The following is a 25,544-nucleotide window of genomic DNA, read 5'->3' as shown; positions in this document are numbered from 1 at the left end:
ACCTTCGCATCGCCATTAATGTCGCCCGCAGCGCGCATTTCGAAGGCGTAGGCGCCGCTGCCGGCAATCCGCAATTCGTTCAGGCCCGATGTGGACAGCGCAAACAGCGTCACGACCTTGCCGCCCGCCTGCGCGCTGGCCAGGGGGGATAGCCCCGCAATCTGCGGCGTGACCGAACCCGTCGTCTCTACCCTCAGAATGACGAAGGCATTGGGCAATCCTTCCAGTTCGGTTTCACGCAGGGTGAAGGCGAAACTTTCAGCCCCGCCTGCGCCAAGATCGCCCGATATCGTCTGGCCGGTGAACTTTGCCGGAGTAGCCAGATCAGCGACAATCGCTTCGGTCGCGACTGTGCCGTCGGAAGCGTAGACGATCCGCTTGCCAGTCCCCGACGAAGGCACTTCAAGCGCCAGCCGCCCATCGACATAGCCGTAACGGATGCCAGCGCCGGTCACGAGGTCGCGCAATGCGGTCAGCCGGTTATCCTCGTCCCAGCTATAGATGCTGGCCTTGCCCGACGCATCGGTGACCTGGGTGACATTGCCGCGCGCGTCCTGCAGGAAACGCAGCGCATCGCCGCCCAGCGCGGTGACGCCGCTGTCGCCGATCAGCAGCTTGCCTTCCGCCTTCTGGATTTCGACCGTGCCGCGCTGGCTATCGAGGATGTAGATCGTGCCATCGGGCGCGCGCAGGGCGTAGTCCCGGTCGCCAAATGACGGCGAACCCGGATTATAGGCCGCCCCGCTATCCACATCGTAGAATTTGCCGCCAATCTTGCGAAGCTGCACATCGATCGAGCTGAACTGCCAGCCATGCGTGCCATCGGCTATCCAGGCGGGGCGGTAGAAAGTCTGTCCGCCAATAACCTCTTCGACAGGGTTGAAGGTAAAGCCCGCCCGCTCGCCGGTGGGCAAGGTCAGGAACAGCCGCGTGCCAATCTCGAACGCGGGCAGCGCGCCGCCCGCATTGGGCTGGGTGCCGACGCTGGTCACAATATCGGCGTCGATCCCAAGGAACGTCCATTTGCCGGTGATACTGTCATAGGCGCGGACGAGATCGAACGGTACGCCGCCCAGCACGGTCGATATATCGACATGCTGCGTCGTATAGCGGGACAATTTGTCAGCGCCGGTGCGCAGTTCGATCATCGCCGTGTCGACACTGGTGCGACCGGAAATGTCGGTAGCGGTCAACCGCAGGCGATAGAATCCATCCGCCAGACTGCGCCCGTCAAGCGTCGCGAGCGTGCCTGTCAGATTGGAACCGCCTTCGCCCAGCAGGGTGACATCGCCCTGCCCGTCGATCAGTTGCAGCGTCCAGCGGTCGAGATTGCTGTCGTCGACGGTCCCGGCAATCGCGAGGGTCGAGGTAACGATAGCGTCATCGATCGCGCCGTCGAACAAGACGCTGGGCGCATTCTTGTCCAGCGGATCGCGGACCTTGAAGCTTTGCGTGATGGTCTTTTCACCACCATCTGCATCCCGCGCGGTGACGGTGAAGACATATTTGCCCGGTGCGCCGGCAACCACGGTCGCCCGACCATTGGCGTCGAGCAGCACGTCCTGACCGTCAAGCTGAACGCGCAGGGATGTGATGTCCGCCAGACTGTCGGCCACGGCATGGATCAGCACATTCTGACCCGGCGCCGCCGGGAAACTGGGCGTCAGTTCCAGGCGGACCACGGGCGGCACCGGCTCGATCGTGGCGCGCAGCAATATGGTCTGCCGGACCTTTGCCCGCCCGTCATCGGCGATCAGCGTGACGGCATAATCGCCCGCCTGGCCGGGACCGGGGGTCCAGACAAATTCGCCGGTGACAGCATCGAAGGTTGCCCCTTCGGGCAAATCCTCTGCGGAGAATGTCAGGACATCTTCGCTGTCCGGATCGCTCGCCCGGACGGTGAACCGCTTTTCTTCTCCGATCAGGAAGGCGTGGAAGCCTTCGTCGAGCACCGGCAGGCGGTTGACATTGGCCACCCTGACCGTGACGTCGATCGTATCGACAGCGCCCAGCGGGTCGGTCGCGGTGAAGCGCAGGATATGATCACCGGCCTGCGCATAGCCCGGCGTCCATTGAATTTCGCCCCGCGCGGGGATGAACAGCATGCCTTCGGGCAAGCCGTTGGGCGCCTGATAGATGACGGGATCGGCATCGGGGTCGCCCGCGATGATGCGGAACACCATCGGCGCGCCTTCCCGCGCCAGTTGCAGGCCCATCGGCACGAACACAGGCGCCTGATTGGCATTGGCGACCGTCAATATGATCGTTTCGCTGCTGCTTGAATGGCCGTCGCTGACGGAGAAAGTAATGCTATATTCGCCGCTGGAATTGAGCGGCGGCGTCCACACAAATGCGCCGGTAGCCGGATCGAGCGAGGCCGTATCGGGCGCGCCGCTCATCGTGAAGGTCAGGCTGTCATTGTCCGCGTCAGCACCGCCCAGGGTGAATGAGAGCGTTTCGCCTTCCGTGATGCTATGGTTGCCGACCGGCGCAAGCTGCGGGGCCGTATTGGTCGCGCGCACGACCACCTTGAACGCGGCGGTGTCGCTTACCGGCGTAACCGCGCCGCCACCGGAATCGGTTACGGTGACCAGAGCATCATGCGTGCCCGCCTGCGCCAGTGTGGGCGTCCACTCGATCAGCGCCCGGCCATAAACGCTGGTCGGCATGATCGTTGCGCCCGGCAGTCCGGCAACAGCATAGGTCAGCGCATCCTGGTCCATGTCGGTGACATTGACGATGACCTTCATCGTCTCGCCAATCACCGCCACAACGTCGCCGATATAGCCGATTTCCGGTGCCTCGTTGGGGCTGGTGACCTTGATCGTGAAGGCATAGCCGCCCGCCAGCGGTTCACCCGTTCCGTCCCCGTCGTCGGTCGCCGTGAGGATGACGACATGATCCCCCCGTGCATTGGCAACCGGCGCAACGCGGATCTTGCCGGTGCCGTCGCCATTGTCGACGAAGGTGATGAAATCGGGCAGCGGACGGAAGGGGCTTTCGTTCCGCAGGGCCAGGACCAGCGGATTGCCATCCGCATCCGTGGCGCTGACGGGAATTTCCAAGACGGCGTCCTTGGCGACCGTCGCATTTTCGATCGGGCTTACCACCGGACGGCGGTTCTGGTTGAACACGCTGATGGGGACGATGATGTCCGTGGTCAGCGGAACGCCCGTGCCATTGCCGTCATCGGTCGCACGGAAACGTACCACATGATCGCCAGCCTGCGCATTGGTCGGCGTCCAGGTGAAATCATAGGTGTCCGGATCAAAAGTCGCGCCGGGCGGCAGATCGCCGATCAACTCGACGGTGACTGTCCGGGACGTTTCGCTGGTCTCGACCGCCTCGCCCGTTTCGCCGTTGCGAAGGGCGGGGGTATAATAGGGGTTGTCGGGATCAAAGGCGAATATGTTGAAGGCAAGCTGTTGCCCTTCCAGCACCTGCCATCCGTCAAGCTGGTCGAACACGGGTGCGGCATTGGCATTTTCGACGGTGATTTTCGTGACGAACCGAACCAGCGTTTCGCCGTCCGTGACGAAGAAGGCAATGTCATAGACGCCGTTCTGGATATAGTTGGGCGTCCAGGAAAATTCGCCGGTCGTCGGGTTCAGCGTCGCGCCAAAGGGCAGCGTTTCCGCGCCATAGGATAGTTCGCGGTCGCTGCGCGAACTGGCGTTGATCCGGAAATTGACGAAGTCGCCTTCACGCGCGATCCTGTCGGCGACGGGCACCACCTGCGGCGGCTCGTTCCGTTCGGCGACGAATAGGGTGACGACCACTTCGTCACGCGACAGGCCGTCGGTGACGAAGAAGCGGACATCATATGTCCCCGCCGATTCATAGCCTGGCAACCAGGAAAATGCCCGTGTCGCCGGATCGAAGGTCGCCCCGGCAGGCAGACCATCCGCCCAATAGGTCAGCGGCTGCGATTCAGGGTCGACTGCAACCAGCTCGAATTCGAACAACTGCCCTTCCCCGCTCGACACGGCGGAAAGGGACGAGACAAATTCCGGCGCGCGATTGCCCCCGGCGATCGCCAGCACGAAGCGTTGCAGCGACACGGCGCCGCGTGAATCGAAAGCCTCTATCACCACCGGCGCGAGCGATGCCGTCCCCGCAGGCGGCGTCCATTCCAGCAAGCCGGTCGTCGAGTCGATCGTCATGCCCGCAGGCGCGGTCAGCAATCCGAAGGACACCGCCTGCCCTTCCGCGTCGTTCGTCACCACCTGATAGCTAAGCGGCGTGCCGACGGTCGCCGATTGCGGTGGCACGCTGACGAAGGACGGCGCGGTGTTGGGAACGGCGTTCGCGACGATGCCGGTCACGAAATCAAGCCGTCGATTGGCCGAGGTCGTGATCGAAACCGTACGGCCAGACGTGCTTTCCCCTGCCTCCAGCACGCCATCGGCGGGCAATGCGCCCGACAGGTCGATCAGGAAGCGGCCATCGTCGGTCTGGCCGGTCGCGCCCTGCGGAATGCCGGGGAAGCCGCCAAGCGGGTCGATCGTCAACAAGGCCGGCAGGGTGATCGGTCCGTCAGTCTTGTTGGTGATCGTGACCTTGTAGGAAATGGTGCCCGTCGCACGGTCCAGCCTCGTATCCTCGAACAGGATGTCGACAAGCGTGGAAATATCCTCGAACGCGGAAAATCCGGTCTGATAATTGACGCCCATGCGCTGGCCATTGGCCGATGTCAGCGGTGCGCCGATGGTCAGTATATAATCGCCCGCCGGGATGTTGCCGACGTTCAGATACGCGGTCCGGCTGGCCGCATCATAAGTGACGGCGCGGATCTGCTGAACGCCCAGAGTGGCGTGGTTGAGCGTGTAATATTCCGCATTGGTCACTGATCCGGCCTGACTGGCCGAACCGGCGAACATATCCTGATCGAAGGTGACCGACAGGAAAGCCTGGGGCAGCGCAATCTGCGCATCGGGAGACGGATTCGTGGCGATGACAACGGGCGCGGTCGCGGGCGCCACGATGTCGACCTGGTTGCTCTGGCTCACCAGCACACGGCCATCGCTCGTGGTGATGACGACGTCGCCGCGCGAACCGCCCTTGGCCACGTCGATCCGACGCAGGGTCGCGCTGTCCACCATGGTCAGCGCGCCGCCCGGTTCGGCCAGCCCTGCATCGTCCACCGTTCCGGCGGTGTGCGTGACGAACAGCAATCCTTCGAGCCGCGTCCCGGCCTTGCCGAACGCCAGCGAATCTGCGGGCGCATCGAAGGTGAGCATTGTTTCCGCCCGCGCGCGATCGGTGAAACGCACCACCTGCTTGCGGTCGGGCCAGGTCACCGCCCACAATGCACCGTCATCGTCGAAGGCCAGACTGCCGACGCGCAGATTTTCATCCCTGCTCCACTGTGTGAAGCTGCCATCGTCGGGATCGAAGATCGACACGCCGCTGTTGGTCGACACGTAGATTTTGCCGGTCGTGGGATGCACCGCCAGCGCGATGGTGATGCCATCGCCGAACCGGTCCAGAATGGCCCCGGTCTGCGGATCGAGCCGCAGCAGAGGCCCGCCGCCCGTGGTCGCCCACAGGCCGCCCTCGGCATCGAACGCCATGTTGAAAATGGGCGTGTCCAGCTCCGCAAACGGCGTCGCCGCCGCGCCGCCCTGCCCGCTGAACTTCCAGATCGTGCCGCGATTGGTCCCGCCGGAAACAAGGAAGTCACCGTCCGGCGTCTCCACGATCGCCATCGGGCCAATTTCGGTCGTGCTGCGCGTGATGCCGGTGGCGAAAGCGCGGGCGACAAAGGGGCTTAGGACGGAATCAAATTCGCTCGGCGCGCTCAGCGGAGCCGCAGCAGGAACCAGCGCTTCGGCCTGCGTGAATAGCGCGTTGGTCGAAGGTTCCGGCGTGGGTGCTGGCGGCTGCCCGAAATTGGGCGCCGTCGTGTCGGGCACGGTGGGCACGCCGCCCAGATTGACGCTGGACCCGTCGGAAATAGCGTTGACGCCGGGCTTGGGCACTTCGCGATTGCCCGCAATGTCAGTCGCCAGCGCCAGGAATTCATAACTTTTGCCAGCCTCCCCTTCAAAGACCAGCATACCGATCGCGTCGGGCAACATCCGTTGCCAGATCTTGAAATCGCCGCCATTTTCAGCGGTGTAAAGCGTCACATGCTTGACGCCGGAACCGCCGACATCGTCCAGAACGCGCCAGTTTACCTCGAAATTGGCTGTCGTGCCCACGCGTTTGGCGGTGAGCGTGCTGGTCGGCGCGACGGCATCGACCATCTGGCTGAGGACGATGGTGTCTTCTGGCGCAAAGCCGTCCATCAGCACCCGTGCGGAGGCGGAAATGCGCTCGCCGGTCGCCACATCGTCGCCCGGCACCACCGTGTAACTGACAAAGCCCGCGCCCGTCCCGCTGGCATCATTGGGTGCCAGCAAACCGCGGGTCGCGTCCTGCAACACTTCGCCGGTCAGCGGATCGATCGCCTGGATGAGCCAGCTCGCGCTTGCCGGTTGCTGGAACAGGTCCAGCACCGCACTGACCCGCAGGATGAAACCGCGCGTGGCAGTGAAATCAATCTCCGCGTCGAAGCTGGTGCGGCCATCAGGCACGTCGATGGTGATGTCGCCAATCTTGATATCGCCGAGCCGGAAGCTGCGCGGATCAAGATCGGGATCGAGCGTGGTGACGATCTGCACTTCATTGGTATAGCGCGCTGAACCAGCCGCATTTTCGAAGCTGACGGTATAGGGCAGCTCCGCCGCTCCCGGCAGCCAGCCCTGCGTGTCGAGCGTCTGCGGCCCGGTGATCGACGCCAGCCGGTTCACCTGCCCTTCGCTGGCGAAAAAGCGCGAGAAATCCAGCTGGGCAAATTCCTGGCCGTCGACCGGCTCTGGCCCGTTGATCTGAAAATCGGCGGGCAGCCCGGCACCGCGCTGGTCGAATGGCACCCATGGTACGAAAATTCGGAACGCTTCGAAATGCGTGGGCGTGGACAGGCCCAGATCATAGTCGGCCCGTTCCGGCAGCGCCGGCACCGGCACCTCGCCATCATATTTGTCGCTATGGCGCGGGTCCATATATTCGATGGCGGCCATCAGCCCGTCTTCATGCCCGTAATAGGCGCGGACCTGATCGAAGAAGGTGAGCAGATCGCCAGTAGAGCGTACCGACGAACCGCCGGGGCCGAACAAGATGCCCGATGCCAACGTGGTCATCAGACTGACGATATGCTGTTTCGTCCGGATCGGCGGCACGTCCTGCTCGTCGCGCAACAGCCCGGCCTGTTCGAGCGCGGCGAGATACAGTTCCGTCCACTGCCCTTCATCGGCGGCAAGCGCCAGCAATGGCGCGGGGGCGTCATTCGCCTCCAGGATGGCGGTGCGCAAATCGCGCGCCTGCTTCGACTGGAATTCGACAAATTCGGCCCGCGTCATGGTCGTGGCGGCAGCGACGATATGGAAGCGGAACGGGATGAACGGGATCTCGTCCTTGCTCGGCACGGCGCTATTCTGCTGGTAAAGGCCGACAAAATCGAGCTGGTCGAGCGTGCTGCGCGCGGCAGGCATGATCTCGCTCACCTTGTCCTTCACCGCTTCCCACCATTCGCCCAGTCCGCCCTCTCCTCCATCGAGGAGCGGCGCGAGGTCGGGGAACTGGTTGTTCATCCTGTCCTGAAACGCGCTGAAGGCACGATCCGCCATTTCCTTGAGGCCAGGATAGGTGCGGACGTTGACGGTGAAGCCGCCAAAGCCGTCAGCGGGCTGATCGAAAAGGAAGCCCGATGTCAGCAATTGCCCGTTGGTATTGGTGATCGATTCCAGGTTGATGAAGGGCACACTGGCGTTATCGCTGCCCTCCGCGCCCTCCGGAATACCCCGCACATTGGTGAAGAATTCGAGGAATTTGAGGCCATAGACATATTGGTTGTAATTGAGTTCCGGCACGCCGACCTGGAAATAGGTATAGGGCGCGTCGAGGTTCGAGATATTCTTGAGCGCGATGGAATAGGTCGCCTGATCACCCGCCAATATGACACGCGGCCCACCCACGCCGATCGTGACTTCCGGCTCGATGCCCCGTTCGATGAGGAAACGATAGGGTTCGACCGTCTGCGCCCCATCGGGATTGGTGACCTTCAGATCGTAAAGGCCGTGCGCCGCGCCCGTAAAATCGAAGGTCGCGATGATCGTGCTGCTGTCGATCACCTTCCAGGTCACCGGCTCGAATTCGGCAATGCCCGGCCGAGACAGTTTGAGGATCGCATTCTCGTGGAAGCGCGCGCCCTTGATCGTGGTCGTCACATAGCGGCTGTCGCCGCCGGTATCGGTCTCTATGCTGGTGATCACCATCGGCATCAGATCGGCGATCAGCCGCACCGTGCTACCGTCGTCCGGGCCGCTATAGCCCCGCACCATCACATAATAGACGCCCGGCTCCGTATCCGGGACGATCGCGGTCAGTTCCTGCGCCAGTGGTCCGGTATAGGTCGCATCGAACAGCGCCGATGTCGGTACATCGTCATGCCGCACGAACACTTCGTTGATCGCCCGCTCGTCATCGGAGGCTACGCGCAACCGCAACGTCTGTTCTGCCGGCACGACGATACGGTAGAGCCGCTCCTGCCCCGGCTTGAGATTGACCGACAAGGGGATTCCGAGCGTCAGCGTCTCAATCGAGATGCTGGTGGCGTTGGGGGCAGCGGTGATGTTGTTCGCCTCGCCCACATCCTCGAACAACTGATTGCGCGCGTCGGCCCGCACGATGATGCGATAGTCGCCCGCCGCCGCACCGGGCAGCGTCGTATCCAGGCTCAGCGTATAGCTCTGGTCCGCCAGCAGGGAGCCTGCGAAATTGGCGCGTCCCAAAAACTTGTCGCCTACGTCCCAGGTCGCATCGCGCGAGAGATAGACCGCATCGCTCCAGCTGCCCGACGCGGTCACTGTGCTCTTGTTCGTCACCGTCCAGCTGATCGTGACGGGATCGCCCGCCTGCTTATTGTCGGGCGCGACAATATCGGTGACTTGTATGTCGGTGGGCGGTGGCAACTCGATAACCATCGGCACGTCGCTGCCGCGGATATTGTTGCGCTCGTCGGCTTCAAACAGGCTGCCCGTGGCGTCATAGCGCGCCGGATCGGTCACCACGAAAACATAATAGGCTTCGGTGCCCAGGTCGCCCGGCACAACGAAATCCTTGACGACGGAATAGGTGCCGCCAGCGTCCAGCCCCCCTGTGTGGCGGATCGAGCCCAGGAAACGATCCGATGTCAGGTCAAGAAACGGATCGCGGGAAAGATAGACAAGGTCGTCCCATTGCGGTTGCAGGGCCGGTGTCGCGCCGCCCGCATTGGTGACGCTATATTCCACGCGGAACGGCTGTCCACGGGTCGCGCGCAGGGGCACGCCGAGCGAGGCAACCTGAAGGTCTGGCGGGGTGTAGGGCGTGAGCGTAACCGGCTGCACGGTGAGGTTGTTGCCCTCCCCTGCATATTCCTTGACCTTGCCGTTGACCTGCCCGCGCACGCCGGACAAACGCGGCGACAGCGTGCTTTTGGCGTAGCCGGACTGCTCCAGGCCCGAATCCGCAGCCGCAATGACATTAAATTCGCCCTCCAGCTCGAAAGGCAGGCTGACGGTGACTTTCGCAATATAGGATTCGCCGGGATTGAGTATGCCGACATGCGCGTTTTCGGCGCGGACGATGACGCCCGGCGACGCTTCCCGCGACATCAGCCAGTCGCCTTCATCCAGCGAGGCGTCGAGCGACAGATAGACCCGGTCGACCCAGCTATCCTCTCGCGTCGCGCGGGTGCCGACATTTTCGACGCGGAAGCTGATTTCGACCGTGCCACCCGCAGGCAGCGTGTCCGGCAGCGTCAGTTCGGTAACCTTGAGGTCCGCTTCGCGATAGACGACAGGGAATTCCGCTTGGGCAACCGTGCCGGCAGGCAGCTCGAACACGAACTTCCGGAAAACATCGTCCCTTAGTGAATCATTGACGCCCGACCGGACGATGTCGCTCGGCACCCTAGGGCGCGATGGCGTATTGGTGAACACATAGACATAATATTCGCCATCCACCCCCGGCGGCATGTCGAAGTCCAGCGTGTTGGTGTAGCTCTGCCCCGTGCCCAGCCCTTCATTGGCCTGCGTGACCGATCCGACATAGGTTGCGCGGTTTTCGATGAATGTCGGGTCCTTCGACACCCACACCTGATCAGTCCAATATTGCGTGCCCGACCAGACCGGCGCGCCCTTATTCTCCACGGTATAGGTAACGCTTGTCCGCTCGCCGGAATAAGCGACGACACCCGGCGCGGCAGGCACCACGCTGACAACCTGCAGGTCGGCCGGTGCGTTCGTCACGCTGGTGCTGGCGAATTTTGCGTTGTCGAGCGTGTTGGGATCGCCGCCCAGCTGCGATTTGACGATGACATAGAGCCCGGCCGCGGCAGGATTGAGCTTGAACGTCGCACTGTTGGTATAGCTCGCACCCGGATCGAGGGGCGACAGATTGTCGAAACTGCCCAGATTGAATATGTTGCGTGCATTCTCCAGCAACGGCGCGTCGGCCAGATAGACCTGATCGGTCCAGCCAGTCGCCCTGGCGTCCCCGGTCGACCGCACTGTCCAACTGACGGTGAAATCGTCGCCGCCCTTGGCCTCCGCCGGGGCGGTCACGTCCGTCACCGCAATGGCGCGCGTGCTGGACACGGGCGGGGTACCAACGATCTGGATCGCGCGGGCGCGATAGTTGCTGCTCTGAATTTCGGCCGGATCGTCGGGATTGACGTTGATGGCCAGGGAGTCCTCCAGCAGCGTCGCGTAGGGATCGACCCAGGGCATGATATAATAGGTGCCCGAAACCACGCTTGCCGGCAGGGTCACGGTCAGTTCGCGGTCATAGCCCTGTCCGACTTCCAACGGGCCGCCGGTGTAGGTAAGGCTGGTCAGCAATATATCGCCAAGGCCGGGGTGCGGCCGGTTCTTGTCCTTCGTCAACCAGACCTGCTCGGTCCATTGGCCCAGGTTGCTGGTGCCCGCGCCACGATTGGTCACGGTATAGCGCACCGGCACGCTGTTGCCCTCGAACGCCTGGGCATTGGTGACAACATTGTCGACGACCAGATCGGCAAAGGGCACGGGTTCGACATAAATCTGCTGCGCGCGCACATTGCTGGCAGTCGTGTCGTTCGGCCATTCGTCGATGGCGTTGCCGCTATCGGTCGCCACCAGCACGAACACATTGCCCCGGAACCGCAATGGCACGGTGAAGGTGGCGGAACTCGATTCATAGCTTTCCAGCGAACCGAGCGCGATCGGGTTGGCAAGGCGCGACACCAGAATGTCGTCGCCGCTGATCTTGTCGTCCAGCGACAGCCAGACCTGATCGGTCCAGTTGCCATTGGCTTCCACCAGCCCCTGGTTGATGACGGTGAAATCGACCGACGCGGTCGCCCCTGCCGTCACCCGGTCAGGCGCGATGATCTCGCTGATCTGCAAATCGGGGCGCGGCAGCACCGATACCAGGATGGATTCGTCATCGACCGAGCGGTTGTTCGTTTCCGCCGTATGTTCATATACCGCGTCTGCGGCGTCGGTGACGACGATCACCTCGAACCGGTCGCTGGTCTTGGCGGGCAGGCGCATTTCCTCGCGCCGCGTATAGCTGGTGCCGGCCGCCAGCGGGCCGGTATAGCTGTAGGTGCCGATCAGCGTGCCAGCGCCGCTGTCGCCCGCCTTGCGCAGATAGACCCTGTCCACCCAACTGCCTTCAGCCGCGCTCAGCCCTTCATTCTTGACCGTCCAGCTAATGTCGACGACGCCGCCCTCGACGCCGTTTGTCGGCGCAGAGATGGCCGTGACGCGAAGATCGGGTGGCGGCGCCAGCGAGATGCTGATCGGGGCGGACGTGCCGCTATTGTTGCCGGTAAAGGCAAATTCATAGGGCGTGGCATTGGGATTGTCGGAACCCGGCGCGATCACGACGATGCGATACTCTCCCGCTATCCCGTCGGGCAGCGTGAAGTTGGCCGTGCGTTCGTAGCTGTCCCCTACCCCCAGGAAACCGAGATGGTTGACCGAGCCAAGCAGTACCCGGCCAGTGCCGTCGGTCCTTTCCAGATAGACGCTGTCGAACCATTCGCCCGTGTTGGTGAGGCCGATGCCCTGATTGCTTTCTTGCCATGTCACATCGATGGATGTGCCCGATTGCGCCACTGTGGGCGCAACGACGCTATCAATCTGCAAATCGGCCCAGACGATCGGCGACACGTCGAAAAAGCCAGCCAGCGCGGTCCTGTTCGCGTCCGCGCCATTTTCGAACACCGCATCCGTCGCGTCCGAACGGACGAACAGCGTATAGCGCCCATAGAATCCGGCAGGCAGGATCAGGTCGAGATTGGCGTCATAGCTTTCGCCCACCGCCACGCTGCCCGAATGCACCAGTTCGCCCAGCAATATGTCATCAGCATCGCCGAATATGTCATCGCGCGACACATAGACGCGATCGGTCCAGCTATCGACCGTTCCCAGCCCCGTGCCGATATTGGTGACGGTCCAGCCGATGCTGACGCGCGCGGGATCATTGATCGTGCGGGCTGGCGCGGTGACGTTGCTGACGTCCAGGTCGGCATAGGGAGCGAGCGCGACGGTGAGCGCGACAGAGGCGCTGTTATTGGCTTCACCTGCGCTGGTTTCCGGCACGGCGGCGGCGCTGTCGCTTTGCACGATGATGCGATAATCGCCCGATGCGTCGATGGGCAGCCGAACGGTGAGCGCGCCGTCATAAACCTCGCCAACGCCAAGGCTAGATCCGCGCACGACTTCGCCCAGCTTGATGTCCCCGGCGCCGACCGTGCCGTCGCGCGAAAGCCAGAGGCTGTCGGTCCAGCCGCCGATGCTGGCCCCGGTGCCATCGTTGCGCACCTGCCATGTCACCGCAATGTCGCTGTTCGATTGCGGATTGACGCCGCCGGGCAGCGTGACGTTGAGCGGCACCAGATCGGGATGGGTCAGGACCAGCGCGTCCGAAGCGCCGTCATTGTCCGCTTCTATGCCGCCTTCAAACACTTGCTGGCCGACATCGGCGCGGACAAGGATGCTATAGGAACCATCGGCCAGGTTTACCGGCAGTGTGACCGTCTGATGCACCTCATAGGCTTCACCGGGCGCAAGATCGAATGTGCGCGCGATGTTGGCAAGGGTCGTCGCGCCCGAAACAGTCGTGTCGTCATCCACATAGATGCGGTCGGTCCAGGGCGCATTCGCGGCCACCGTGCCGCTGTTGCGGACGATATAGCTGACCTCTACCGTTTCACCCGGCCGCGCGCCGGCAGGTGCGGTGACGCTTTCGACGACCAGATTGCCTGAGGGCGCGACAGCGAAGCGGACAGGCGTAGAGACGCCCGCATTGTCGCCTTCAAGCCCGTTTTCAAACACCGTGCTTCCGGCGTCGGTGACCAGTATCAGGCGGTAATCGCCGCTGCGCCCGTCCTGCACGCGCGCCTGTACGGACACCGTATAGCTGTCGCCGATCGCCAGCCCCGCCTCGCGAGGCACTTCGGCCAGCAGCAGGTCGCCCGCATCGGCGACACCATCAGCCGACAATAGCAGCCGGTCGACATGCCCGCCCGCAGCGGCAGCGTCGCCAGTGTTGCGCACGCGCCATGACACCGTGAAGGGATCGCCGCCGAGGACGGTGGCCGTCGGACCGGATATCGCCTCTGCCACCAGATTGGGCGCGCGGCTGGTAATGGCGACATTTGCGGGGCCACCGACATTGTCGGCCCGCGTATCGGGTTCGACGATGTCCTGCGCGGCATCGGCCACGACATAGATGCGATAGTCGCCGGAGTTGATGTTGGGCAGGGCCAGCGTGCCCGAACCATTATAGCTGCCACCCGCAACCAGCCCGCCGGTCCTGGCGATATTGCCGAGTATGACATCGTCGGCGTTGCCGATGACGGCGTCGCTGCTCAATATCACCCGGTCCGACCAGTCGACGCCGTCCGCTATGGCCACGCCAGCGTTCGTCACGGTCCAGCTGACCGTGATGTTGCCCCCGCCCAGCCCATTGGCGGGCGCACTGACATTGCTGACGCGCAAATCCGCATATTGCCGTGCGGTGACGGCGATCGCGGCCTGCGCGCTGTTATTCCCCTCGGCAGCGACCCCGGCGGCGGCCTCGCGCACGCTGGTCTGCCCATTTGCGTTACTATCGGCAATGATGGTGACGCGGATGTCGCCGACTGCGCGTTGTCCTTCCGGCAACGTGAAACTGGCCGTACGCGCGCGGCTTTCCCCAGCCGCCAGAGCGCTGGTCGTCACGATCGTGCTGTTGAGCAGCGTTTCGCCAGTGGTCAGATTCTGCACCAGCAGGCGATTGTCGAACCCTGCGAGGGTGCCGACATTGCCCTGATTGCTTTCATCCCAAGTCAGCGTGATGACATCGCCCGATGCGGGCGCGCTGTTGGTGATCGCCAGATTGCGGATCTGAAGGTCGGGCGCGGAGGTGATCGTTACCGCTGTGCTATTGTTGGTCTCGCCCGTCGCCGCGGTGTTCGCTTCGGCCACCTGATCGAAAATATCGGTGACCACCGAAAATTCGAAAATGCCCTGACCCAATATGCCGTTGGGCCAGATGATCTGCGTCGAGCGTTGCGCAGCCTCGTCCGCGCCCAGCGCCCCTGTGAAGGCCACGGTCGCGACCTGGACCTGCTGGCCGGTCATGACGTTGCGCACGAACAGCCGTTCGCTAAAGTCCGCCGTCGTCGCGCTATTGCCTGCGTTGGTCGTGGTCCAGTTGACCGTCACGGTATCGCCGGGGTTCCAGCCGCCAGCCGGGTCAGCAGAGACGTCGGAAACGACGAGGTCGCGGAACGGGGCCAGCTGCGACGTGAACTCCAGCGTCGCGGCGTTGTTGGTTTCCGCCGTGCCAGGGATATTTTCTTCATTGATCGTGTTGGCGACGTCGTTCGTCACCGTCACGCCAATCCGGCCAACGCCGCGATTGCCCGTCGGCAATGTCAGCGTGGTCTGCCGCTGCCGTTCCCCTTCCGGACTGATCACCGTGCCGCTGTCATCCAGCAGGATGTTGCCGATAATCTCGTTGGTATCCAGATTGCGCAGCAGCACCCGGTCCTGCCACGCTCCATCGGTCGGAAGCGTGCCCTGATTACGGGTTTTCCAGCTGATGGTGATCTCGCTGCCAGAACTGATCGTGCCGCTGCTGCTGACCGCCAGGGCGATCGGGATCAGGTCGGGCGATGGACGCACTTCCAGCGAGGAAATGCGGATAGGCGCGATCAAGGTATTTTCGATCACGTTGAAACTATATGTCCCGACCGATGCCGCCTGTTGCACATAGCCTTCGATCAGCAGCGTGTAGGTGCCGCTGTCGGGAAGAACCAGCGTATCAACATCGTTCATGTCGCCGGCAAATAGCTGCCGACCGTTAGGCGCGATCAGCCGCCAATGGGTGGACACGCCGGCATAGCTGAGCCTGTCGAAGTAGAAACGGTCGCCCGCTTCACCATCGAAGCGGTACATATCGGTTTCGGAGCCGGGGCTGAGTGTCCCATTCACCGGAACGCCGGGCGTGATAGGCAGCGCATCGGCAAGCTTTTGCAACCGGATGGAATAGTCCCGGTCCGCCGTCGTGTTGCTTTCGATCCGCAGGACATGATCGCCCGCTGGCAGACGATAAACCACCTGCGCATTGGATCGGTCGTAACTGTCCGTCTGGGTGAAGGGCAGCGCGGCAAAATCACCAGCCGGGCCGGTCAGCCGCCAGCTGACATCGCCAAGCGGCGCCAGCGCGTCGACATAGACCAGCGTTTCCTCGGTCAGGGTGAAAAGCAGGTCTTCCTTTTGACCAGGTTGATCGAGCGTCGAACTGATCGTCTCGCCCAGATCGATCGTGCGGCTCTTATGCACCACCTTGTCGACCTGGAACTGATAGTCGACCGGGCCGCCTTCACCGATCTGGCCTTCATAGGCCAGCGTATAGATTCCTGACTTTTCAAGCGTGATGAAGCCGGTATCCGTGCGGTAATTGGCACTCATCGCCACCCGGCCATCGGGGTCGAACAGCCGCCACTGGCCCGATCCGGCGCTGGCGATGAAATCAAGGAATATCTCGTCCCCGACGGCGCCGGTGAACTTATAGAGATTGCTGCTGTTGCCCGGCTCCAGTCGGCCCGTGGTCGGCGCGTTCAGCACCAGATCGCTCGCCAGCGCGGTATCGAGCAGGCGGAAAGCAAAATCGCCGGTCAGGTCATCATTGGCATCGACCGTGATCGTATAATCGCCCGGCTCGAAGAACATGACGCCTGTGGATGCGCTGGAATGGGCATCAGAATTCTGGAAATTGCGCGACAGGATCGTGCCGGACGGACCCACCAGCGTCCATCCGAACTGGGTCGTGTTGATCAGGCTGTCGAATATCAGATATTGCGGTTCGCTGACGCTGAAGCTGTAGCGCGCCTTGGCCCCTGGTGCCGCGATGGTGCCGTTTATGGTCTCGCCGATCGTCAGCGGCGCGGTGCTGTCGACCATGTCAACTACGCGGAAACTGAGCGTCTGGGGCGCTGAGGTGCCGACGCGCCCTTCGATCAGCAGCGTATAGGTGCCGTCGAGCGGCAACACAGGCTCCTCAAGATCGCCGAGACGCCGCGTGTTGAACACCAGATTGCCGGCCGGGTCGATCAGCCGCCAGAAGGGATCGTTCGACCCGCTGATCAGGTCGAGGAACAGAGCTTGCCCGGCGGTGGCGTCGAACCGGTATATCGCGGTCAGATTGCCGGGTGTGAGGGTAATATCCTGCGTTTCGTTAAGATTGATCGCCGTGCCATCTGCCAGCGACGCAAGGCGGAATGAATAGCTGCCGGTATTGGCTCCGGTCGCTGAAATAGCGACGCTATAGGTGCCCGGCGCAAGCGTCATGACCGGATTGCCCGAAAATTCGGCGGAATCGGTGCTGTTGAAACTACGCACGGCCGGAGTCTGTGTCGGGCCGCTAATCTGCCAGCGCAGCGCGCTGTTGTTGGTCAGCGCATCGAAAATGACGGCGGTTTCTTCCGTCAGGGTAAATTCGTAGCGCTCCACAGCGCCAGCCAAGGCAATCGAGCCACTGACCGCGTCGTTGAGCGCAAGGGGCGTCATCGGCTGCGCCGCGGGGGTCATGGCGATAGCGAAATTGTCGAAATCCTGATCGGCCGTCGCATTGCCCTGGCTGGCGCCCAGCACCAGACGTCCCGCCTCCAACTCCATGCCGGGTACGAAGAAATCGGTGACGGCAGCGACGGTTGCCCCGCCCTGCGGCGTCAGTTCGATCGTCAGCAGCGACCCGCCATCGGTGCGTTCCACAAGGATACGCGCCCGCGCCCAATCGCCGCTGGCCAGCGTCAGGCCGGGATCGGCGATGTCGGTCAGCTTGACGCCGTTATAATGGATGGAAATATGATTGGCATTGACTTCGCCATTGCTCAGCGTGTCGAAACCAATGCCCAGCGCACCAGCCAGATTGGCCTCCGGCGTCACCAGCAGCCCCGGCCCGCCATTGCCATATTGGCTGACCGGCAGATAGAGCAGGCCAAAGCCGTCGGCATCGCTCGCCTGGCCAGCGCGGCGGGTCAGGCGGAAATCAAACCCGATGTCGACAGCGTCCTGCCGCCCGCTGCCCGTGGCGGAAAAGGCAATCGAATTCTGGCTGTTCACTTGCAGCGAGTCTGTCAGTCTGATGACGTTGTCCCCGCCGTCGGACAATATCTGCGCGGCCGCTCCACGATGATTGCCCAAGACATAGGGCAGGCCCGCAACGTCGAAATCCTGGCTGGTCTGGCCACCAGCAGGCAGGATGGTCGGCTGATTGTAGATGAAGCTGTAGCTGCCGTCCGTCGTGGCGGAACGCCGACCTTCCACCAGCAAGGTGTAGGTGCCGGCCATCGCCGCCGTCATCAGGTCCGTATCGTTCAGCCCCACGGGGCCGAAAATCACCTGCCCCATCGGGTCGATCAGACGCCAGCTATTATTGCCGGAGGAATTGCTGATCACGTCGAAGCCGAAGCGCATGCCGGGCGTCGCGGTAAAGCGGAACATGTCCGTTTCCCGCCCATTCTGACCGATCGTGCGATTGAATGTCCCGTCGGGCGCCAGTTCCTCGGCGGATGCAAGGTCGAGCAGGCGGAAACTGTAGTCGCCCGTATTTTCGGCCGTCGCGTCGATCGTCAGCGTATAGCTGCCCGCGCCAAGGTTGAGGACAGGATTGCCGCCAAAATCAAACCCGTCGGAATCATGCACGTTGCGACTGTCGACTTCAACGCCATCGGGACCGCGCAACGTCCAGTTGAATATGGTCGCGGTCGTCAGCGCGTCGAACACCAGCTTCGTCGCTTCGCTCAGCGTGAAGCTGTAGGCGTCGCTTTCCCCCACCGCGCCGATCGCCCCGTCCACACGCGATCCGATGGTCAGCGCCGCCGTCTGCGTGGTGATGGGATAGACGCCAAATTGATAGTCGGCGACCGTCGCGGTATAGACGCGCCCCTCGATAAGCAGCGAATAGACGCCGCTAATGCCAAGCTCCTGCCCGTCGATATTGCCGATCGAATTCGGGCCGAACACTTCGTTGCCGAACGGATCGATCAGCCGCCAGCGCATGTCGTTATGCACCGTGCCGCCGTCGAAGAAGAATTTTTCACCCGCATTCGCAGCGAAGCGATAGATGTCCGTCTCGCTCGTCGGCGTGAGCGTTCCCGAAACCGGCGAACCGAGCGTAAGCGGCGTGCCGAGCGAGAGATCGCGCAGGCGGAAATTATAATGGCCTGTCACGCTGCCGGTCGCGTCGATCTTCAGCGTATAATCGCCCGCGCCCAGCCTCAGGACGGGCGAGGCGCTGAAATCGGCGGAATCGGTGTCGCTCAAGCGCCGGGCGCTCACAATCTCGCCTTGCGGGCCAGTCAGCGTCCAGTTGATGTCAGCCGAATTTGTCAGGCTGTCCAGCATGACAAGTGTTTCGGCCGTCAGGCTGAAGCTGTAGACGTCGCTTTCGCCCGGCTGCGCGATGCGGCCGGAAACGCCATTCGCGTTGGTGGTGCGCAACAGCGCGCCGTCGCTCAATGCCGTGCTTTCGAAATCCAGCGCATAGAGCAGACCGCTGGTGCCCGACGCGGGCGGATTGGTCATGCCAGCGGCGACATCGGCCTCGCTGCGCGCAATATCCCATATGCGGAAGCTGTCGACCGCACCTTCCCACTGACCGTAACTGGTCTCGACTTCCTCATACTGACCGATCAGCAGCGGTTCGCCCGCATCAGCATTGTTGTTGATCCTGATGGTTCCGGACGCCTGCTCCACACCGTTGACAAGGATCTTCATCGCGCCGCCGTCACGGTCGGCAACCAGCGCGATATGCGCCCATTCGCCTGCCGCGATCAGGCCGCCCCCGGTCTGGATCGATTGCACCCCGGATGCATCGCGCACCGCCGCCCAGACCGAGCCGTTGGCGTTGACCGCGATCCGATAGGGTGACGTGCCATGGGTTGATTTGGCGACCAGCGATGTCCAGCTGTTGGTGAAGCGATCCAGCTTGAACCAGCCTTCGACCGTCAGGTTGCGGCTGGGCGACACTGCCGGGCTGCTCGGCACTTCGACATAGTCGACCCCGCGCAGCGTCAACGCATTGCCGCTCTTTCCGGGCTGAACCTGTGGCGCCTGGGGATTGGGTCCGTCCAGCGTGATCGCTATGGGCGGCGTGGCCGCGACCTTATATGCCGCGAAACGGAAATCTACCGGCCATTCGCGCCAGACCCGCGGTTCGACGATCAGCGTGTAGACGCCGCCAATCGCCAGTGCCCCGGTTTCGCGCGACGAAAAATCGACGGGGCCGAAAATCTGGCGGCCATAGGGATCGATCAGCCGATACGACACCCGGCTGCTCGAATTGGTCAATTGCTGGACATCGAACAGCAGATTGTCGCCGGGATTGACGTCCAGACGATAGGCATAGCTTTCCGAAGAGCCGCTCGCCGTCTGCGAAATCGCGGTATCGAACGGCATCAGCGGCGCCGCCGACAGGTTGAGCAAGCGGAAGGCAAAAGCGCCGGTCGCAGCGCCTGTACCGTCGACCACGATCGTATAGGTGCCCGGCTCGACGGTGAAAACGGGGTTGCTCCCGCCCAGTTCATAACTGTCGCCGTTGCGCAGATTTTTCGATATCGAAAAGCCACCCGGCCCGGTTACGGAAACGACCATCTGGTCATTGTCGTGCAGACTGTCGAACGCCATCATCGTGCGTTCGGCAACGGTGAAAGTGTAGGTCCGTTTGTCGCCCGGCGTGTCCAGACGCCCTTCCACCACGCCCTTCACATTGGCAAGGTCGCGCAGAACCGGGATCGTCGCACCGTTGACGCTGTTCGTCACAGCGCCCGCGGTCACATTATCCAGCCCCAATCGCAGTACCAGACCTGCGCTGTCGGCGGGCGCGCCAGCATTCATATTGTCGACGATCTGCGCTTCCGTGCGTCCCCCGCTCCAGACGCGTACTTCGTCCAGCCCGCCCTCGAACTTGCGGTAGGCTTCGTTATATTCGCTGGTGCCGCTGATGATCAAAGGCGTATCGGGCGAACCGTTCGACAGCGCCGTACTGACCGATCGAGACGCGGCCAGCACGCCGTTGACATAGATTTTCATCGTGCCGGTGCTGCGCTCCAGCACCGCGGCGACATGACTCCATTCGCCATAGGGAACCGAGTTGCTCGCGGTCTCCAGCGTGTCGTTCGCCGTACCCCGCATCGTCGAGAAATGAATGAAGCCGCTGGAGTTGAACCACACGGAATAGTCGCGCTGTCCCGCCTCATTGGCCTTGTACACGATCGGCGACCATGCATCCGCCTGTCGATCGGGATTGATCCAGAATTCGATCGTCACGTCCTGCCGCAGGTCGAGTGCGGGATCGACGATCTGAATCTGCTCATGGGCTGACAAGGCAAGGGCGTTGCCGACCTTGCCCGGCCGCGTCAGTGCTCCGTTGGTTGTACCGTCAATGGCGATTGTCTGGGTCGGGTTGGTCGGCTTTTGCAGGGTAAAGCCATAGCTCTGGCTGGCGCTGGCGTCCCACACCCGTCCTTCCAGCAGGATCAGATAGCGTCCCGTCTTGGGCAGCACGATCTCGCGATTGTCCATGTTCGTCGGGCCGACGAATTGAAGCCCGTCCGGATCGATGATCCGCAAGGAGGCGTTGGGCTGGTTTTGCAGATTCTGGTAGAAGATCGTTTCGCCCGCCGTCCCCTCAAAACTGTAGAGATCGGTTTCGCGCAACGGCGTCAGGTCGGAACGAACCGGCTGGCCAAAGATCAGCGCCGTTGCTGATGCGGTGTCGATCAGGCGAAATTCAGCGCTGCCCGTCTTTCCGGCATTGGCGGACACATCCAGATTATAGTCACCAGCGGGAAGCGTGAAAATGCGCTCGCCGTTATTTTCGTAGGAATCACTATTGTAGAAATTGCTGCCGACCAGGCTGAGGCCAGCGCTCGAAATCGCCCATGAAATCTCGGAATCCGGCGTAAAGCTGTCGAAATAGAAGGATTTGGGCGCGGTCAGCGTAAACGTATAACGCTGCTTTTGCGTCGGCTTGGCGATCGTCGCAGTGGTCCGCTCGCCAAAATTGAGCGCAATGGGGGCCGGGTCCGCCTCGATCCGTGACAGTGCGAACTGATAATTGATCGTCGCGGCATTGTCCCACGGGCGCCCTTCGACCAGCAATGTATAGGTGCCGGTGCGCGGCGTGGTGATGGCGGCATCACGGAAATCGATGGGGCCGTAAACGATCTGGCCAAAGGCATCGAGGATTTTGAGCGATCCACTGCCCGCCCCCTGGATGCCATCGAAAAAGACCTTTTCGCCCTCCGTCGCAGTGAAGCGATAGACATCTGTTTCCCGGCCCGGATCGAGCGTGCCGGACGTAGTGGATCCATCGACCGCCAGCATTGTTCCGGCGGCCGCGTCCAGCAGGCGGAACTTATAGTCGCCCAGCGTCCCGCCGCCGGTTTCCACCTGCTGCGATCCCCGGACCACCAGTTCATAATCGCCCGGTTCGAGCAGCATCGGCGTGCGGTTCTGCTGTTCGTAGCTGTCGGAATAATAGAAACGGTTGCCAAGCGACGTCTTCGGCCCGTTGAGCGCCCATTCGAGATAGACCGATGGGCTGTAGCTGTCGAAAATCACCAGCTTCTGCGTATCGACGGTGAACTGATAGCGCTGGACATCGCCGGTCTTGGCGATCGTGCCTTCCACTATGTCGTTCAATGCCAGATCGACAGGTGCGGGATCAGCCGGGCGATTGAGGATGAAGGCATAGTCGTCGGACGCCCGGTTATCCCAGACCCGGCCCTCTACGACAAAATAATATGTGTCCGAAACCGGCAGAATGAGTTCGCGATAGTCGAAACTGGCCGGACCGAACAATTGACGCCCGTTGCTCGAAAAGATGCGCCAACTTGCATTGCTGGGATAGTCGCGCACGTCGAGAATGATTTTCTCGCCAGCGCTTGCGGTAAAGCTGAAAATGTTCGTCGCGCGCGCGGGCGTGAGCGTGGACGCGGTGACGCTGCCATCTGCCGCCACAGGCGTCGCGCCTGCGAAATCGAGCAGGCGGAAACCATAGGCCCCCGTGCTGCCCTGCACCCGGATCTGATAGTCGCCCGACTGGGTCAGATCGATGAACGTATTGGCGCTATTCTCGAAACTGTCGGTGTAATAGAAAGCGCGATCCGGCGTGATGCGCCCCGACGGACCGAACAGCGCCCAGCTCTTTTCCGTGTCGGGCGTCAGACTGTCGAAATAGACCCGGGTGGGCCCCGCAATGGTAAAGCTGTGAAGATCGATTTCATCCGCCGCGCTCAGCGTGTCGCTGACCGCCGCGCCAAGGGTGAAGACGGTGCCCGTTCCCCTGTCCGGCGGCGGCGTGTTGCCGGTGCTGCTGACCTTGAGCACATAGTCGACCGGCGCGCCTTCCCACACCCGTCCTTCGAGCATCAGGACATAGGTGCCATCATAGTCAAGGCTAAGCGGAACCGAATCATTGAACTGGCGCGCGGATGTGACGAGACGGCCGAGCGGATCATATAGCCGCCAGTATGCATTGAGGTTCGTACTGGATATCCGTTCGATCGTGATCGCGTCGCCCTCTTGCGCGGTGAACGCGAACATGTCGGTCTCATTGCCCGGCTCCAGCCTGCCGCTGGTCTCTGCGCCAAGGGTCAGTGGCGTTGCGCTGGCAAGGGCCAGCAGCCGGAACTGATAATCGGCTGCAACATCGCCTGCACCGTCGACGGTAAGCGTATAGGTGCCCGGCGCCAGGTTGAGCAGCAAATTGCTGTTGGTGTCGATTTCGGCGGAATCGGCATAATAGAAATTGCGATTGGTGATCTCCGCGCCAAACGGCCCGGTCAGCGACCAGCACAATGCAGAGTTCGCCGTCAGCGAGTCAAAGGCCAGCTTCGTCGCTTCGCTCAGCGTAAACGTGAAGCGGTCGGCTTCGCCTGCATCGATCCGTCCGCTGGTCAGCGCGTTCAGCGTCAGAGCGCTCGTGTCGTCCGACACCTTGAGCAGTTCGGCGGTAAAGGCGGCGCTGCCCTGATTGAAGAGATAGCCTTCGATCGCGATCAGATATTCGCCCGTTTCGGGCAGTACGCCAAGGTCGATGTCGCCCAGTCCCGAACCGCTGAGCAGCAATGCTCCATTGGGCCGGTATATCCGTATATATTGATTGTTGCTCGCGCTCAGCAGGTTGAGGAAATAATGGTCATCCTTCACGCCATCGAACCGAAACAGCTTTGTTTCGGTCCCCCGGCGCAGGACGCCACTGGCGACCAGAGCGCCCGGCGCAAGGTCGGCAGCGGTTTGCCCCGTCGCCTCGTCAAAACGCCAATAGCCCGCTAGGCCGCTTTCGCTGCCCGTTAGCGGGCGTTGGTAACCGCTGGCGATGTCGGCCGCGCTGCGCGCCATGCCCCACAGGCGTATATCGTCGATCTGCCCGTCGAACTGATAGTTGCCGGTCGGCGCCGCACCGAAGTTGAGCGCATTGCCGCTGTGGTTGATGGCTGCGTCATAGGCCTTCTCGGCAACCAGCGCGCCATCAATATATAGTTGCAATTTCGTGCCGTCATAGACGCCGGCGACATGCTTCCATTGATCGGTCGAAAGCGATGCCTCGACAAAGCCGTCGTTCCAATTGTTGACGAAGAAGCGGACATTGCCGCCAACGCGCATCAGCCCATAGCCATTGCTCCATCCGGTATCGTTCACCTTGCTGACGATACCCTGATAGAAGCCGCCGCCGCTGCGTGCGTTGACCCATGCCTCGACCGTGATCGCAGCCGGGTTGAGCGCCGCGTCGTTGGCGACTTCAAGCTCCCCAAGCGTCGCGACGTCCCAGCTGCGGTTGACTGTTCCGCCCTGCCCCGAATAGTCGAGCGGCGCGCCAGCCGCGTGGGCGATATTGGCCAGCGCGCCGCCATCCTCGATCGTCGCGCCAAACTCATCCCCCGCGCTGATCGCCGTGGCAGTTGTCGAAAAATCGAGCAGGCGGAAGGCAAAATCCCCGGTCGCATCGCCATCGGCGAATACCGTCAACTCATAATGCCCCGCGACAAGATTGAGCAGCGGATCGCCATTGAAGGAATCCGAACTGTTCATGCTGCGGTTGTTGACCACCTGACCGCGCGGCCCGGTGAGCGACCATTTGAGGCTGTCGCGGCGTATCAGATTGTCGAACAGCAACTTACTGTCACTGGCGAGATCGAAATCGAACACCGTGCTGCTGCCTGCGGTAGCCAGGCGGCCCTGCGTCCGTTCATTGATCGTCAGCGCGACGCTGGTCTGCGTGATCTTGCCGAAGGTGAAGGCGTAGCTGATGTCGTTGGTGGCAGAATTATAGACCCGACCTTCAATCTCCATCATGTAGGTGCCGCTGCGGTTCAGCAGATAGGCGCCGGAATCATCGAAGGAATTTGGCCCCGTAACATATTCGCCATCGGGGCCGATGAGCCGCCATGCCGTGGATTCGGCGGGATAGCTGTGCGCATCGAAGAAGAAACTGTCCCCTGCCAGGGCGTCGAACTTGTAGAGCGCGGTTTCGTTCGCCTTATGCTGTCCGTTGACGACATCACCGGGCGTGAACGCATCGGCATTGGCGATATCAAGCAGGCGGAAGGCGTAATTGCCCGTCGCGTCGCCTCGCCCATCGATGCTGAGCGTATATTCGCCCGCTTGCAGGTCCAGAACGTTGCCGCCCGAAAAATCATAGGAATCCGACTGGGCCAGATTGCGGTTCGAAACGATGCTGCCCTTCTGGTCGGCCAACGCCCAGAACATGTTGTTGGTGGCGGTGAGCGAATCGAACACGACCTTCTTGGGTTCGGTCAGCGTGAACGCGAAGCGGTCGGTTTCGCCCGGCACCTCGATCGTGCCCATGACCGGAGGCACGTCCGCCGCCAGCAGCAGGCGCGGTTCCACCGCTTCGAAATGGAGCCGGTTCGCCAGACTGGAGGAGTTTCGCAAGGCTGTGCGGCGACGCAT

1 protein-coding gene (cut by a window edge) is annotated in these 25,544 nt (G+C 62.1%); it reads right to left on the bottom strand.

Features of this window, described 5'->3' with window-relative positions; translation table 11 throughout:
• Nucleotides 1-25,544: the 5' portion of a putative Ig domain-containing protein gene (locus CJD35_RS12055; RefSeq protein ID WP_095687083.1), read on the bottom strand. 11,557 nt of this gene lie to the left of the window's left edge; the window shows 25,544 of its 37,101 coding nt (coding positions 1-25,544); it begins with the start codon at nt 25,542-25,544; its stop codon lies beyond the left edge, outside the window.

The sequence above is a fragment of the Sphingobium xenophagum genome (genome assembly GCF_002288285.1).
Classification (GTDB): Bacteria; Pseudomonadota; Alphaproteobacteria; order Sphingomonadales; family Sphingomonadaceae; genus Sphingobium; species Sphingobium xenophagum.
This window is presented reverse-complemented; position numbering and strand designations above follow the sequence as displayed.